Here is a 17,236-nt window from a genome sequence, read left to right as displayed (position 1 = left end):
CATGAAATGGAATACACTGTTATACGTATTATTACTCCCGTTCTTCACCTACGGGCAAAGTAAAACACTGCCACTGAAGGTCTCAAAGGACGGGCACTTTTTCCAGACAGCTGATGGTCAGCCGTTCTTCTGGTTAGGAGATACCGGTTGGTTATTATTTACAAACCTGAATGAGGCAGAGGTGGACCATTACCTGGCAGACCGCCAGCAGAAGGGATTCAATGTGATACAGGTCATGTTGTTGCCGAAGCTGGCCGCAGTGAATCAAAGCGGAGATTCAGCACTGCTAAAAAACAATCTCGCTGCACCTCAGGAAAAGTACTTCGATTTCGTAGAAACTGTCGTTGACAAAGCTGCTGCCAAAGGAATTTACATGGCATTAGTTCCAATATGGGGTTCGCCTGTCAAAGAAGGGAAAGTCTCTGTAGCAGCGGCCACCACTTATGCACACTTCCTCGCTTCCCGCTTCCATGACAAGAAGAACATCATCTGGCTGAATGGTGGCGACATCAAAGGGAGTGACTCTTCCCGCGTATGGAATGCCATCGGCAATACCCTGCACAAAGAAGATTCCGTACACCTCATGACCTTTCACCCAAGAGGCCGTGCACAGTCTTCTGACTGGTTTCACAATGCAGTATGGCTGAATTTCAACATGTTCCAATCCGGCCACCAGCGCTATAATCAGGATACTACAGTAAAGAAATACGGGGAAGACAACTTCAGGTATGTACAGGCAGATTACAAACGCACCCCTGTAAAACCCGTATTGGATGGCGAACCATCATATGAAAGCATTCCACAGGGATTGCATGATCCGAAAGAACCTTACTGGTCTGACAAGGATGTACGGCGCTATGCTTACTGGTCTGTATTTGCCGGTGGCGCAGGCTTTACCTATGGTCATAATTCGGTGATGCAGTTTCACAAAGCAAAAGAGAAAGGGGTATATGGTGTGAGAGAAGTGTACACCGATGCGCTCAATGCGGCGGGAGCAGGCCAGATGAAATGGTTGAAGCAATTGTTGCTCTCCCGTTCCTACTTTGATCGTGTACCAGACCAGTCATTGCTGGCAAAGGACACCGGTACCAGGCACCAGCGTATTCTGGCTACCCGTGGCAAGACATATGCCTTCTATTACACTGCCACAGGTCGTAGCATTCCTGCACAGTTAGGCAAAATTGAAGCAGGCTATATCAAAGCATCGTGGTATGATCCTCGCACGGGATACACCTCCCGGATAGGCACATTTTCAAACAAAGGCGTAAAGGTATTTGATCCACCCGGTAAGGAAGAGGAAGGTAATGACTGGGTATTGATTTTAGACAGGTCTTGATAGAACTCAATTTTTTCCAGCCGGCTGCAAGCCAGTCTCTCTGTCGAAAATTTTATTGCCGAAGGCAATAAAATTTTCGACAGCTAATAAAAGATTCCACTTGTTATGAAACCTATTTACTTACTGCTAATATGCTGTATTGCCTGCCGCTCCGGAAAGAATGTGTACCTGTTCACATCTTTCCGGGAGCCCGGTCAGGACGGCCTTCATTTGCTATATAGCCACAACGGCTATAACTGGACTGACATCCCCGGATCTTTTCTCACACCCACGGTAGGTGGAAAGATCATGCGTGATCCCAGTATCCAACAAGGCCCTGATGGCACATTCCACCTGGTATGGACCAGCGCCTGGAAAGGCGATAAAGGCTTTGGTTATGCCAGCTCCAAAGACCTGGTCCACTGGTCAGCAGAACAATATATTCCCGTAATGGAGCATGAACCTACCGCTGTCAACGTTTGGGCGCCTGAGCTCTTTTATGATGATGAAAATAACCAGTTCCTCATCATCTGGAGTACCACTATTCCCAATCGTTTCCCAAAAGGAGCTGAAGAAGAAAACAACAACCATCGGCTGTATTACACCACTACCCGCGATTTCGTGACCTTTTCACCTGCAAAACTGTTCTTTGACCCTGGCTACAGCGTCATAGACGGCACCGTGGTCAAAGCAGCCAACCACAAATACGTACTGGTCGTAAAAGATAACACCCGCCCGGAAAGGGATATCAGGGTCGCCTTCAGCGAGCATGCTGCAGGCCCATATCAGGCCGTTTCAGCGCCTTTAACAGATAAACTGACTGAAGGGCCATCCGCTACCAAAGTGGGGCAGGAATGGCTTATTTATTACGATAACTATGGCACCCATCTTTACGGCGCAATAAAAACAATCGATTTCAAAAGCTTTACCGATATCTCAGCCAAGGTCTCACTGCCAACAGGACATAAGCACGGCACCATATTCAAAACCACGACAAAGGTCCTGAAAGGACTTTTAGCCCAAACCAAATAGTATGCGAGCATCCCTCACTATCCTCCTGACCATTTGTTGTGCGGTCACTTACGCACAAGACACCACACATCATCCGCCCGATTCCATGAAGGTGCGCGATCTGAATGAAACCGTTGTAATCGGGTATGGCGTTGTCAAAAAAAGAGACCTTACCGGCGCTGTCTACACCATCAAAAAAGATGTGATCATGCAGGCACCTGTAGCTAACCCACTGGAATCCCTGCAGGGCAGGGTACCCGGTATGGACATTACACGTAGCAGCGGCGTACCCGGTGCCAGCGCCGATGTACTCATCAGGGGCACCCGCTCCATTGCCGGCAGCAACGGCCCCCTGTACATCATCGATGGATTGCAGGGGGGCAGCATGTCTTACCTGAATCCTTCGGACATTGAAAGCGTGGAAGTATTAAAAGATGCCTCTGCCACCGCGATCTATGGCTCGCAGGGTGCTAATGGAGTAGTCATCATCACCACTAAAAAAGGAAAACCCGGCAAGGCAAAAGTTTCCTACAACGGTTACTATGGTACAAACGGGTATACCCAATATCCGCCGCCCCGCCTGGGCGAAAGCTACCTGCAGCTCAGAAGGGAAGCCTGGAGAGCTACTCTCAACGCCGGCGAAACCTTACCTGGCGATGCCACCATCTTTGCCAACCAGGGCGAATACGATGCTATTCAGAAAGGACAGTGGGTCAATTGGGTAGACCTGCTCCTGCACAACAGTACCCAGCAAAGTCATTCCGTATCCGTAAGCGGCGGTACTGACAAAACTAAAGCCTTTATGTCTTTCGGCTACTACAGGGAAAACGGCGCCCTGAAGTATACCAATCTTACCCGCTATTCAGTCAGGTTGAACCTGGACCAGGAAATTTCCCGTTTTGTCAAAGCCGGTATCCAGAGCCAGATCAATTATACGACCCTCAATAAACGGAAGGACCCTATGAGTGTAGCCTTGTCTACCACACCGCTGGGCGTACCTTACGATGCAAATGGTAATGTAAACGTCTACCCGGTAGCAGGGAATACAAACACCATTTCCCCCCTTACAGACGACCGAGGGCCGGAAGTAGCCACCGATCAGACCATTGGCACGACGGTGTTCATGAATGGTTACCTGGACCTCACACCCATCAAAGGGCTGACTTTCCGATCCAATTTTGGCACCTTCATCAGCTTTAACAGGGATGGTATCTTCCAGGCAGCTACCTCGCTGAACAGGGCGAGTGATGCCACCAGTTATACAGAAATAACCAATGGTAATACCCGCTTCTACAACTGGGACAATGTGCTCACCTACAAACTGGATAAAGGCGATCATGCCATCACCATCACTGCCCTGAGCACCTATACCCACAAGGATGCTGATACCAGCACGGGGTCAGGGGTGAAGCAGGTACTGGGCACACAATTGTTTTATAACCTGAATGCAACAGAGGCTACCAGCAGAAAATTGCTGTCTACCTACAAAGGTTCAGCGACCATGTCATTTGCAGGCAGAATCAATTATAGCTACAAAGGCCGCTACCTGTTTCAGCTCAGTGAAAGAGTGGATGGCGCCTCCCGGTTGGCCGTAGGACATAAGTGGGCTGGATTCCCTTCTGTCTCCGCGGGATGGCGGGTAAGCGATGAAGCATTCATGCGCAATGCGCGCAATATCGATGAGCTGAAACTAAGGGTCACATACGGAATAGCAGGCAACTCAGGCATCGCTGAATATGGTACCCAGTCAGGTCTCACACAGGCAAATAATATCTCTTTCGGAGAGGTGCCTGCTTCCGGTTATATCTTTAATTCCATTATCGGGAATACCAATCTTGGTTGGGAGCTTTCTGCCACTACAAACGTAGGGTTGGATATGTCATTTTTCAACAGTCGTATCAATGCCACCATCGATGCGTACAATACCAAAACCACCAAATTGCTGCTGCTCAGAAGTCTGCCTGTATCAACGGGAGTGACATCTGTATACCAGAATATTGGCGCTACCAACAACAAGGGAATAGAGATCGCATTGAACACGGTGAATATTGCTCACAAGCATTTCAGGTGGACATCCACTATCACCTTCACGACAAACAGGGAAAGGATCAGGAGCCTGGTAGGGGGCAAAGATGTAATCGACAAAGAAACAAATTCACTGTTGCAGGGCCACCCGGTTAAATCATTCTATACCTACCAGAAACTGGGCATCTGGCAGACAGACGAAGCGGATAAAGCCGCTGCACTCACTTTGGGTGGTACACCTTTCAAACCCGGCACCATCAAGGTGGCAGACCTGAACCACGATAGTGTCATTAATGATGCCGACCGCAAATACTTAGGTTCTTCTGTTCCTAAGTGGTCTGTCGGCTGGCAACATACATTTACCTACCGTGCTTTTGACCTGGGCATTTTTGTTTACGCCCGCTGGGGTCAGATGATCTATGGTGAGTTCCTGGGTCGCTATAATGCCAGTGGCGAAGGTGGCGGACCTGCATTCGTGAACTACTGGACTCCTGAAAACCCGACAAATGATTATCCCCGCCCCAGGAAAGGTACCAAGTTCGGCGACTACGCAGGTTATCAGTCTATGCTCTACATAGACGGGTCTTATTTCAAACTGAAAAATATCACACTGGGCTACACATTGCCACGTGCAGTCAGTAGCAGGCTCTCTATCGAAAACCTGCGTGTATATGCGACTGCTGCCAATATTTTCACAAAGGCACGTAGTCACCTGCTGAAATATTATGATCCGGAAAGAGGTGGCGCTGAATCATCTCCTTTGAGCAAACAGGTAGTAGTAGGATTAAATGTGGATTTCTAAACCCAAACAAATGAAAAACTATTTTCTCATCATATTAATGCTCTCAGGTGCGACAGCCTGTAGCCTCGATGAATATAATCCTTCGGGCATTACTGCCGATGCCATCTGGTCCAGCCCGGAAGGGTTTGCCACAGTAGTAAATTCCGCCTATTCAGAACAACGTGCCTGGTATGGAAAAGACAATGGAGAATGGATGGGCGAAATGGGCACAGACCTCTGGTTCAATGCACAGCGCGCTAATTATGCCAATGAGCTGATGCGCTATGAGAACTTTATTCCCAGCAAAGGTAATCCCAACATCGCTACCTGGAAGAACATGTATACCGCCATCAATATCTGTAATGCAGGTATCAACCGTATTGACAATGCCGGGTTTACAGATACGGTGATGCGCAATCAGCGGTTAGGAGAGTTGCGCTACCTCCGCGCATTCTATTACTACCATGTAGTAGAACAGTGGGGTGGTGTAATCCTGTCTACTACAGAAACAAACGATGCGATCGTGACAGCAACCCGCAGCGATGTCAAAGACTTTTACAAACTCATTCTCAGTGACCTGGAATATGCAGCAAAGCACCTGCCCCTGAGCTATGGTGCAGAATACAGCCGGGCTACTCAAAAATCTGCGCTTGCCATGCTGGCACGTGCCAACCTTGCCTGTGCTTATTATTATACTGGTGGTGAACAGCAGGAATATTTCAAAAAAGCCAAAGCTGCCGTAGATGAGATCATCGCCCGCAAAAGTGAATTTGGTGTAGCACTGTGGGATAATTATGGAGATGTTTTCAATCCTAAAAACAATAAGCAGAACAAAGAGGCGCTGTACACCATCAGTAACTCACTGACATACACACTGGATTATGACCAGAATGCGAACCGCCTGCACATGTGGTTCCTCACCACTTATAGTTCTAAGCCCGGTTTACAGCAAAGTATGGATTATGGCAGGGATGGTACACGTTATTTTATGCCTACCCGTGCGCTGCTGGACTTCTTTGACGATGAAAAAGACAGCCGCTTTGATGGTTCATTTCAAACAGTGTGGATCTGCAACAAAGCCTATACCTGGACAGAAGCAGATGTAAAAAACTATGGCAAAGACCCATCACTGGTAGGGCATACCATGGTGGTAGGCGTGGATACGGCAATGTACATCACCAGGCACTCAGTACCTGACAAAAGTACCCGCCCTTACCTGGTGATAGACAGGGATAGTGTATATAATACGAATGGAACTATCAGGGTAGGAAATGACTATGTACCACTCAAGAAGTTCATGGACCCCATCACCCGTTCGGCTGCCAATGCACAACCCGGTTTTCTGGACATATTAGTCATCCGCCTGGCAGAGATGTACCTCATTGGTGCGGAAGCTGCTCTTCAGCTGGGAGATAATAGCGCCGCTGCTGCTTACATCAATGTATTAAGAACAAGAGCTGCTAAGAAAACACCTGTCGATTACACAGCTGCTATGCAGATCTCTGCCAGTGATGTGACCCTCGATTTCATTCTCGATGAAAGAGCGAGAGAACTGGCGGGCGAGCATGTTCGCTGGTTCGACCTGAAACGTACGGGTAAGCTGGTAGAACGTATTCATACCTACAACCCGGATGTAACACAGGTACAGGAATACCATCGGCTACGCCCTGTGCCGCAGACACAGATAGATGCACTAACGAACGGAGCTGAATTCGGGCAGAACCCCGGCTATTAAAATAAAATGATTATGAGGATACTGATCGCGCTTTTATTATGTACCATGAGTGTACTGGCACAGGATAAAGTACATTATTCCGGTAGTACACTGGTGAATGTTGATTATCACCATGGGCAGTTGCAACTTGCTACTGGTGTGCACAACATACAGGTGATGCGGGCCAACCGTAGCAATGGTGGCTGGACCTACAACCATGCCCCTATGCTGGCTTACTGGAATAACCAGTTCTACCTGGAATACCTGAGCGATAGTATCGGCGAAAGTGTACCGCCAGGTCGTACGCTGCTCCTCACTTCCAGCGATGGACAGACCTGGTCCGAACCATTGGTTATTTTCCCCACCTATAAGATCCCGGATGGTACTTCGAAAGAAGGCCATCCTGGGGTCGCTCGTAACCTGTATGCGGTGATGCACCAGCGCATGGGTTTTTATGTATCTAAGAGCAATCACCTGTTGGTATTAGGTTACTACGGTATTTGCCTGGATGCAAAAGATGATCCTAACGACGGTAAGGGAATAGGCAGGGTGGTAAGAGAAATACTGCCTGATGGTAAATACGGCCCTATCTATTTTCTGCATTATAACAAAGCCTGGAATGCAGGCAACACCTCTTATCCCTTTTATACTACCAGCAAAGACAAAGCATTTATTGCTGCCTGCAATGAGTTGATGGCCACGCCACTCATGATGATGCAGTGGAATGAAGAAGCCGACAGAGATGATCCGTTAATCCCTTTACAAAAAAATTACAAGGCTTTCTGTTATTATCATCTTCCCAATCATGATGTGGTTGGGTTGTGGAAAAATGCGCTCTCTGCTATCAGTAAAGATGAAGGCAAAACATGGTCTGCAGTAGCCCGTGCCCCCGGTTTTGTAAATAGTAATGCAAAGATATGGGGACAACGTACCTCAGACGGCCGATACGTGACCGTATACAACCCTTCTGAATACAGGTGGCCGCTGGCGGTATCTGTCAGCGATGATGGCCTCGACTATAAAAACTTATTGCTGGTAAATGGTGAGGTGCCACCCATGCGTTATGGCGGCAATTATAAGTCCTATGGCCCCCAATATGTACGGGGTATAGAAGAAGGCAATGGAACACCCAAAGATGGAAAGGTATGGGTGACCTACAGTATGAATAAGGAAGATATCTGGGTGGCGGGCATCCCCGTACCCATTACAACAAATGCTTCAGATGAATGGAATACCTATAGTCCGCTATGGGCATCGGTAAAAATCGACGGCGATCATCTTACACTTGAAGACAAAGATCCGTTCGATTATGCAAAAGCAGAAAAGGTGATCACACCCGCATCACAATTGGAAATATCTTTCACTGTCACACCCAAACAAAATAATTATGGCCAGTTGCAAATTGAACTGGTAGATAAAAAAAGTACACCCGGTGTCCGGCTTATCTTTGATGCAGACAGTACCCTGAAAGCCAAGGTGGGCGCACGCTACAAGAACTTCCTGAAATATGTACCCGATTCAGTATATCAGATTCGTCTTACTGTCAATACCACCAACCGTTTCTACACGGTAAATGTAAATGGCAAAGATGTATTGACCAGCCTGAGTTTTGCACCGATAGACGCAGTGGCCCGAATTGTATTCCGTACCGGGGAACCCCGTCATTTTCCGGATGCAGATACGCCTGCCGATGTGGATACGGACCTTCCCAATGGAAACGCCGCGGATCCTTATACCGCCATCTATCATATCCAGTCACTTAAAACGAAAGTATTGTAATGCATGCATTATTCCTCATATTATTGTTCCATCTGCGTTGCGAAACGCTGGAGAACCCTGTTGGTATAGACATCACGCAGCCGCGCATGAGCTGGGAAATAGGTGGGCAGGAGCATGCGGTAGTGCAAACCGCTTACCAGATACTGGTAGCATCTACGCCGGAAAAGTTGGCTGAGAATGAAGGCGATCTCTGGAACTCAGGGAAAGTGATTAGTAATCAATCTATCCAGATTGCCTACAATGGCAGCACCCTGAAAAGCAGGCAGGGTTGCTATTGGAAAGTAAAAGTCTGGACAAACAAAGGCGAAAGTGAATGGAGCAAACCGGCCCACTGGAGTATGGGATTATTACATTCTGCTGACTGGAAAGGCAAATGGATTGGAGTGGATACTTCCTTTGCCTGGGATAGTGCACATACCCAGTTTTCAAGGCTCTCTGCCCGTTATTACCGAAAGGATTTCACTTGTCAGCAACCCATAAAGAAAGCCACCTTATATATCGCCGGTCCCGGTCTGTATGAAGGCTTTATGAATGGCAGTCGTATAGGTACACAGGTCTTAGCGCAATCACCTACTGATTATAGAAAGACTGTGCGATACAATACTTATGATGTAACTAACCTTATGCACAAAGGTGATAATACGATTGGCGTAACCCTGGGTAATGGCCGTTATTTCACCATGCGCCAGAATTACAAGCCTGCCAAAATAAACACCTTCGGGTATCCCCGGTTATTGCTACAATTAGAATTGGAATATGAAAATGGCAAAAAGCAAATCATTGCCAGTGATAAAAGCTGGCAGTTAACAGCAGATGGACCTATTCGTACCAACAACGAATACGATGGGGAGGAGTACGATGCCAGAAAGGAAATGTACGGATGGAATACACCCGCATTCAAGGCGCATAACTGGCAGCCGGTGGATATCGTACCTGCACCCGGTGGAAAACTCAGGGCACAGTTAAATGAACCACAACGCATCACCGGCACCATAAAACCCATATCAATAAAACCCTTAAAAGATAAATGGATCGTTGATATGGGGCAGAACTTTGCCGGTTGGTTACAAATAAAAGTACAGGGCCAGCGGGGCCGGCAGGTAACTATGCGCTTTGCAGAGAGCCTGCAAAAAGACGGAAGTCTGCACGTCGCTAACCTCCGCGATGCCAGGGTCACTGATATTTATACCCTCAAAGGGGAAGGCATTGAAACATGGCATCCTACCTTTGTATACCATGGCTTCCGCTATGTAGAGATCAGTGGCATCCTTCCTGACGACATAGAAGGGCAGGTGGTCAATGATGACCTTACCACCATTGGCACATTTGAAACTTCTGATCCCACAATCAATAAAATTTACCAAAATGCGGTATGGGGTATTCGTTCCAACTACAAAGGTATGCCGGTAGACTGTCCGCAGCGCAATGAAAGAATGCCCTGGTTAGGAGACCGGGCAACTGGCGCCTTAGGAGAAAGCTTCATCTTTGACAATAGTAAGCTATATGCAAAGTGGCTGGATGATATTGAAGATGCACAAACCGAAGCCGGTGCAATCCCTGACGTAGCACCTGCCTACTGGCGATATTATTCTGATAATATGACCTGGCCTGCTGCTTATATTCTCATTGCTGGTTATCTCTACGATCAGTTTGGTGATGTAGCACCCATGCGTAAACATTACCCGTCTATGAAGCGATGGCTCACCTATATGCGTGAAAAGTACTTCGTAGATGGCATCATGACGAAAGATAAATACGGAGACTGGTGCGCCCCTAAACCAACAGATGGCAGGCTGATAGCTACCGCTATGTATTATCGCCTGCTCACTATCATGGATACCTTTGCAGGCATTCTACACATGGAAGCTGACCAGGCTTTGTTTGCACAACAGGCTGCCCGGGTAAAACAATCATTCAATCAGCACTTTGGTAACAGCAACAATACGCTCACCGCCAATCTGCTGCCCCTGTACTTCGGTATGGTCCCTGAAAATGAACGGCAACAGGTATTTAAAAACATAGTCGATACCATTCATCAGAATGGGGATCACCTCTCCACAGGTGTAATCGGTACGCAATTCCTGATGCGTGGCCTTACAGAAAATGGTCGTCCTGATCTGGCTTATCTCATTGCTGCAGACAGGGATTATCCCGGCTGGGGTTATATGATCAACCAGGGCGCTACGACCATATGGGAATTGTGGAATGGGGATAAAGCTGCGCCTAACATGAACTCGCAAAATCATATCATGCTTCTGGGTGACCTGATCGCCTGGTTCTATCAAAGCCTTGCTGGTATAAAAGGAGAAAACGGGTTCAAACACATTATAATGAATCCGCAACCCGTACCGGGGCTGGAAGAAGTGAACGCCAGTTATCAATCCATGTATGGCCTTGTTCGTTCACACTGGAAAAAAACGTTTGAAGCTTTTGACTGGCAAATCACTACTCCTGCAAATACAACTGCTACTATCTATCTGCCTGCCAATGACCAGCGGCAAATAAGTGGTTTAGGTAATGATGCAAAATTCATCAAAACTGAAAATAACCAGATCGTATTCGAAATAGGTGCTGGTGATTACAATATCCACATATCACAACCAGATCGATGGAAAAAAGGAATAGTCGTAGATGAAGACATCTTCACCACTGCACCCTTTCCTGAATCACATGCTGCTACCATTGCTGAAACCAGCAATGGTCTTGTCGCTGCATGGTTTGGTGGTACCAAAGAAAGAAACCCGGATGTAGGCATCTGGATCAGTCGTCAGGTGGCCGGAAAATGGACGGCGCCTGTAGAAGTGGCGAATGGTATACAAAATGATACATTACGCTACGCCTGCTGGAACCCCGTATTGTTCCAGGTGCCGGGTGGCGATTTATTGCTCTTTTACAAAGTAGGTCCCAATGTAGGAGGTTGGAAAGGATACATGAAAACCTCTAAAGATGGTGGTATCAGCTGGTCCACTGCCAGGCAATTACCCGATGGTTTCTTAGGCCCTGTAAAGAATAAACCCATCTTATTAGCAGGTGGAAAACTCCTTTGCCCAGGTAGTACAGAAGGGCATGGCTGGAACATTCATTTTGAAATCACCTCCGATACCGGCAAAACCTGGACGATGATTGGGCCTTTGCAAAAAGACAGTACCATCAATGCGATTCAACCCAGCATTTTGCAATATGGTAATGGAAAAATGCAGATCCTTTGCCGCAATAAAGGTGGTAATATCGTGCAATCATGGTCACAGGATAGTGGCAAAACCTGGTCACCGCTTTCATTAAACACCTTACCTAATAATAATTCCGGCACAGATGCTGTCACATTGCAGGATGGCCGGCAGCTGATTGTGTATAACCATGTCAGTACACCAAAAGGCGCCGGCAAAGGTAAGCGTACACCACTGAATGTTTCACTGAGCAAAGATGGTATTCACTGGTCGGCGGCATTGGTACTGGAAGATTCACCTGTGAGCCAATACTCTTATCCCGCAGTCATCCAGTCAGCAGACGGATATATTCACATTGTATACACATGGCGCCGGCAAAGGATCAGGTATGTGAAGATTGATCCCCGGCAGCTGGAACTCACACCCATAAACAACGATATATGGAAAACAGCAGACGCAGGTTTATAGTGCAATCAGCATTACTCGCGGCAGGAGCGCTTATGCCACATTCGCTTGTAGCAAGGATCTTAGCACCACGGTCACTTGCAGCAGGAGACTTTGCCACACGTTCACTCACTGAAGGAGAAGCTATGCCCCATTCACTCGTTGCAGGAGAGTTTATGCCTGATTCACTCGCAGGCATGTGGAAAGAACCCCGTTATCGCATCGCTGTATGTGACTGGATGATCCTGAAACGCCAGAAACTGGGGGCTTTTCAGTTGACCAAAGAAATAGGTGCCGACGGACTGGAACTCGATATGGGCGGCCTGGGAGACCGTCCTGCATTTGATAATAAACTCCGGGATGCCGCCACCCGCCAGCAATTCCTGGACAAAGCCAAAGAACTGAATATTGCCATCAGCTCAATCGCCATGTCTGGTTTCTATGCACAATCCTTTGCAGAAAGAACAGAAACGCCGGACCTGGTGCAGGACTGTATCGATACTATGGTAGCAATGAAAGTAAAGATCGCCTTTTTGCCACTGGGTGTAAAAGGTGATCTGATACAGCATCCTGAATTACGCCCACAAATCGTGCAGCGGCTCAAAGAAGCAGGTGCAAAGGCAAAAAAGGCGGGTGTGATCATCGGTATAGAAACCGCACTGTCAGCTGCTGAAGAGGTAAAGTTACTGGACGAAATTAATTCAAAACATATCCGGAGTTACTTCAACTTCTCTAATGCAATCAAAGAAGGGCGGGACTTACAACAGGAACTACGTACCCTGGGCCGGCAGCGCATCTGCCAGATTCATTGTACCAATGCAGATGGCGTATGGTTGGAGAAGGATCCTAAAATCAATATGCCTGCCGTAAAGAAAACATTGGACGATATGGGCTGGAGTGGCTGGTTAGTGATAGAGCGCTCCCGCGATGCAAACGACCCTAAGAATGTAAAAAAGAACTTTAGCGCAAATGCTGCTTACCTGAAATCGATATTCCATGCGTAGGATACTTATTTGTTTCCTTTTATTATTGAACATTACCTTACATGCACAACAGAATGCCAAACCATGGGTGTTCTGGTACTGGATGTATGCAGCTGTGTCTCAACCCGGTATCCATGCAGACCTGGTAGCCATGAAAGAAGCGGGCTTAGGAGGTGCTTACCTCATGCCCATCAATGGCAAAACGACTTATACGCCTGTAGCAGAACAACTGACGCCTGCCTGGTGGGACCTTGTTCATTATGCTTCTCAGCAGGCAGATAGCCTCGGGTTGCAATTGGGCATGCACTTTTGTGATGGATTTGCAGTAGGAGGGGGGCCCTGGATTACACCTGCCCTCAGCATGCAAAAAGTAGTGTGGACAACTACAGCGGTCAATGGGAATTTCAATGGCACCTTACCACAACCTACTACGAACGAAGGCTATTATGAAGACATTGCAGTACTGGCTTTTCCTTTTATCAAAGATGACAAATCCAGCCCGGTAGTGACTACGAGCCTTCCCAATGTAAATGCACAAATACTGGCCAGCAAAGAGAATAAAGAAAATATAAAAAGTACGGATCCCTGCTGGATTCAATATACTTACGCCGCGCCATTCACCTGTCGCTCCATCACTATCCGTGGCAATAACTACCAGGCACAGCGCCTGAAGTTGTCTGTGAGTGACGATGGCACACACTTTCACGAAGTGTTGCAAATGACAGCTCCCCGTCATGGCTGGCTGGATTCAGATGCAGATCACACATATTCCATTCCGGTGACAACCAGTCGTTACTTCCGTTTTGATTACAATAAGGTAGGTTCAGAACCCGGTGCAGAAGATCTGGACAATGCTAAGTGGAAACAGAGTTTGAAGATTACAGGGATTCATTTATCCAACCAGCCACGCATTGACCAATATGAAGGGAAGAGTGGTGCCGTTTGGCGGATCAGCAACACGGTTACTAATACAGATCAGACTATTACCAATAGCAATCATGCCAATACAGATCTGGCAATTGCCCAGGATCAGATTATTGATCTGACAGCTAAAATTGATTCTCATGGCCATCTTCAATGGAAAGCGCCGAGGGGCGACTGGACCATCCTGCGTATAGGTCATACTTCCACCGGGCATAAGAATGTAACAGGTGGCGCGGGTGCCGGATTGGAATGTGATAAATTCAACCCCGCCGCAGTACGCTTGCAATTCGATCATTGGTATGGGGAGGCGCTTAAGCGGGCCAGATTAAGTGTATTGCATGTGGATAGCTGGGAATGTGGCAGTCAAAACTGGTCACCCATATTCAGAGATGCTTTCAAAAAGCAACATGGTTATGACCTGGTAAAATGGTTGCCTGCAATGGCAGGTATTCCTGTGAATAACAGTGCTGCCTCAGAGCGATTCTTGTTAGATATTCGTCGTACAATCAATAACTTAATTCAGGTTAATTTCTACGACACTTTAAGTGCATTAGCCCATGCCAATGGGGTTGCTTTCAGCGCAGAAAGTACCGCGCCTATGATCACGGGAGATGGTATGGAGCATTACCATGCAGTCGATTATCCGATGGGTGAATTCTGGCTTCGCAGCCCGACCCACGATAAGCCCAATGATATGCTGGACGCTATTTCAGGCGCACATGTGTATGATAAACAAATCATTCAGGCAGAAGCATTTACAGAACTGCGTAATAACTGGGACGAATATCCTGGTATGTTGAAAACAGGTATAGATCGCAACTTTGCATTAGGTATCAATAAGTTAGTCTTTCATGTATTTGCACACAACCCGTGGATGGATAAAAAGCCGGGAATGACCCTGAATGGGATCGGCCTTTATTTTCAACGTGATCAGACCTGGTGGCCCTATGTATCAGCAATGGTGAATTATGTGACTCGCTGCCAATACTTATTACAACAGGGAAAGCCGGTTGTGGATATTGGTGTGTATACGGGCGATAATCTACCTAAAAGAGCTGTTTTGCCAGAGCGCCTGGTACCCTTATTACCAGGGTTATTTGGGGATAGTACTGTACAAAGGGAAAAAAGAAGGTTGGCAAATGTAGGCGAACCTACAAGAGAAATGCCTGCCGGTGTCACTGCCAGTGCGAATATTTCTAAAGCAGAAGACTGGATAGATCCTTTGCATGGATATGCTTATGACTCTTATAATAAGTTAAGTGACAGTACCAGGTACCGCGTGTCGCTCAGGCTCACAGATACTTTAAAGCACATTCATATTCCTCCTGATTTCATTTCAGGAGAACCTGGTATTGCATGGACACATCGTTCAGCACCTGATAAGGAGATCTATTTTGTTTCTAATCAACAGGAAAAGGAGCGCCACCTGCAATTATCTTTCCGGGTGCAAAATAAAATACCTGTATTATACGATGCTGTGAATGATGCTTATCTACAACCGGAAGCGTGGAAAGCCAATGCTAACCGAACAGAATTGGCATTGTCACTTCCTCCAAACGGCTCTATGTTTGTTTTATTCACAGACAAGCCCATGGAAAATGTGCATAAACAAACAAATTATGCACCCTTCCAGACATTAGATAATCCATGGAAGGTAAGCTTTGCGCCCAACGATACTGTATTATTTGAAAAACTCACTGATTGGAGTCAGCACGCATCAGCGAAAATTAAATACTTCTCGGGTACTGCTCATTATATCCAAAATATTCAACTACCTGATCCTCCACCTACGATCCTGTTAGATGCCGGCAATATCGCCAATATTGCCGCTGTAAAGGTCAATGATATTGACTGTGGTATCATCTGGACACCGCCTTATAGCGTGGATATTTCTAAAGCCATACATCCCGGGCTCAATAAGATAGATATTGCTGTCACTAATACCTGGGCAAACCGCATTATCGGTGACAGAACTCAACCTAAAGAAACCTATAGTATTTTTTCAGATAAGCAAGCCGGTAATCACTTGCTGCCCGCAGGTTTATTAGGTCCTGTAAAACTGCTTACTGATTATCAGGTAGCAGATACGGTGATGGAACGCGTATACAACGAAGTCAAAACACCTTACAAATACGGCCTTGTGATGGTGCCTGCGAATGATACGCTCAAAATGGACTGTCCCGGCATCTTCAGGAAAAACAACCTGTGGTACATGGTCTACATCGTCTTTGATGGGCGTGGTTACGAAACCTGGCTGGCCAAAAGTAAAGATCTGCTGAACTGGCAAACCCTTGGAAAAATGATGTCCTTCTCTGACAGTACTACCTGGGATGCAAATCAGAAAGCTGGCTATACCGCACTGCAGAACTATAAATGGGGCGGTAATTATGAATGGACACCCTATAAAGGGAAACATTGGTTATCTTACTTTGGTGGTGTAAGTACAGGATATGAAGCCGGGTTGTTATCTATTGGTATTGCTTACACAGACAAAGATATTACTAAACCACATGAATGGCGGCGACTCCCAAAACCAGTTTTGAAAGCTACTGATACAGATGCCGGTTGGTGGGAAAATAACACCATTTACAAAAGTTCCATCATTCGTGATGGTAAAAAACTAACCGGTCACTCCTTCGTGATGTATTACAATGCAAAAGGAGATAGTCTGAAACCAAAACGGGGTAAAGAACGTATTGGTATGGCGGTATCTGACGATATGGAGCATTGGTCACGCTGGGGCAAAGATCCTTTACTGGATCATTATACAGGTATTACAGGTGATGCGGTTATACAGCAAATGGATAGTCTCTATGTGATGTTCTATTATGGCGCATTCTGGAAAGACAAACCGAAAGAAGCGTTTAACCGTTTTGCCTGCTCGTACGATCTTGTGCATTGGACAGACTGGAAAGGGCCTGACCTGATTAATTCTTCTGAATCCTACGATGACCTGTTTGCACATAAATCTTTTGTTGTGAAATGGAAGGGTGTAGTATATCATTTTTATTGTGCGGTAGACAAAGCAGGGCATAGAGGCATTGCGGTGGCTACGTCAGTAGATAAAGGGAAAAGTAAACTGAATTACTAAAT

8 protein-coding genes are annotated in these 17,236 nt (G+C 46.7%); all 8 read left to right on the top strand.

All coding sequences use genetic code 11. From position 1 onward, the window contains the following. The first annotated feature begins 1 nt into the window (after position 1). Entirely contained in the window at positions 2 to 1,336 is a 1,335-nt protein-coding gene (locus tag ABDW16_RS10955) for a glycoside hydrolase family 140 protein (protein WP_343669699.1), read from the top strand. Positions 1,337 to 1,441: 105 nt separating this feature from the next. Continuing rightward, complete coding sequence (locus ABDW16_RS10950; protein ID WP_343669697.1) at positions 1,442 to 2,347, top strand: glycoside hydrolase family 43 protein; 906 nt, start codon at positions 1,442 to 1,444, stop codon at positions 2,345 to 2,347. A 1-nt stretch (position 2,348) separates the two neighbouring features. Next, positions 2,349 to 5,153, top strand: a complete 2,805-nt coding sequence (locus tag ABDW16_RS10945) for a TonB-dependent receptor (protein WP_343669696.1) — start codon at positions 2,349 to 2,351, stop codon at positions 5,151 to 5,153. Positions 5,154 to 5,163: 10 nt separating this feature from the next. Continuing rightward, positions 5,164 to 6,867: a RagB/SusD family nutrient uptake outer membrane protein gene (locus ABDW16_RS10940; RefSeq protein WP_343669694.1), complete on the top strand. Its 1,704-nt coding sequence runs from the start codon at positions 5,164 to 5,166 to the stop codon at positions 6,865 to 6,867. A 12-nt stretch (positions 6,868 to 6,879) separates the two neighbouring features. Then, positions 6,880 to 8,625, top strand: a complete 1,746-nt coding sequence (locus ABDW16_RS10935) for an exo-alpha-sialidase (protein WP_343669692.1) — start codon at positions 6,880 to 6,882, stop codon at positions 8,623 to 8,625. Continuing rightward, positions 8,625 to 12,260, top strand: coding sequence for a family 78 glycoside hydrolase catalytic domain (locus ABDW16_RS10930; RefSeq protein ID WP_343669690.1), 3,636 nt, complete (start codon positions 8,625 to 8,627; stop codon positions 12,258 to 12,260). Before ABDW16_RS10935 ends, ABDW16_RS10930 begins: the two co-directional genes overlap by 1 nt. Beyond that, positions 12,233 to 13,240 carry a sugar phosphate isomerase/epimerase family protein gene (locus tag ABDW16_RS10925; RefSeq protein WP_343669688.1) on the top strand — a complete coding sequence of 336 codons (1,008 nt, stop codon included), beginning with the start codon at positions 12,233 to 12,235 and terminating at the stop codon, positions 13,238 to 13,240. The genes ABDW16_RS10930 and ABDW16_RS10925 overlap by 28 nt, the downstream gene beginning before the upstream one ends. Then, positions 13,233 to 17,234, top strand: coding sequence for a glycosyl hydrolase (locus ABDW16_RS10920; RefSeq protein WP_343669687.1), 4,002 nt, complete (start codon positions 13,233 to 13,235; stop codon positions 17,232 to 17,234). Before ABDW16_RS10925 ends, ABDW16_RS10920 begins: the two co-directional genes overlap by 8 nt. The last annotated feature ends 2 nt before the right edge of the window (positions 17,235 to 17,236 follow it).

The organism is Chitinophaga sp., assembly GCF_039596135.1.
In the GTDB taxonomy this organism is placed as follows: domain Bacteria; phylum Bacteroidota; class Bacteroidia; order Chitinophagales; family Chitinophagaceae; genus Chitinophaga.
Note: the sequence above shows the minus strand (reverse complement) of the source record. Positions and strands in the feature narration are given on the sequence as shown.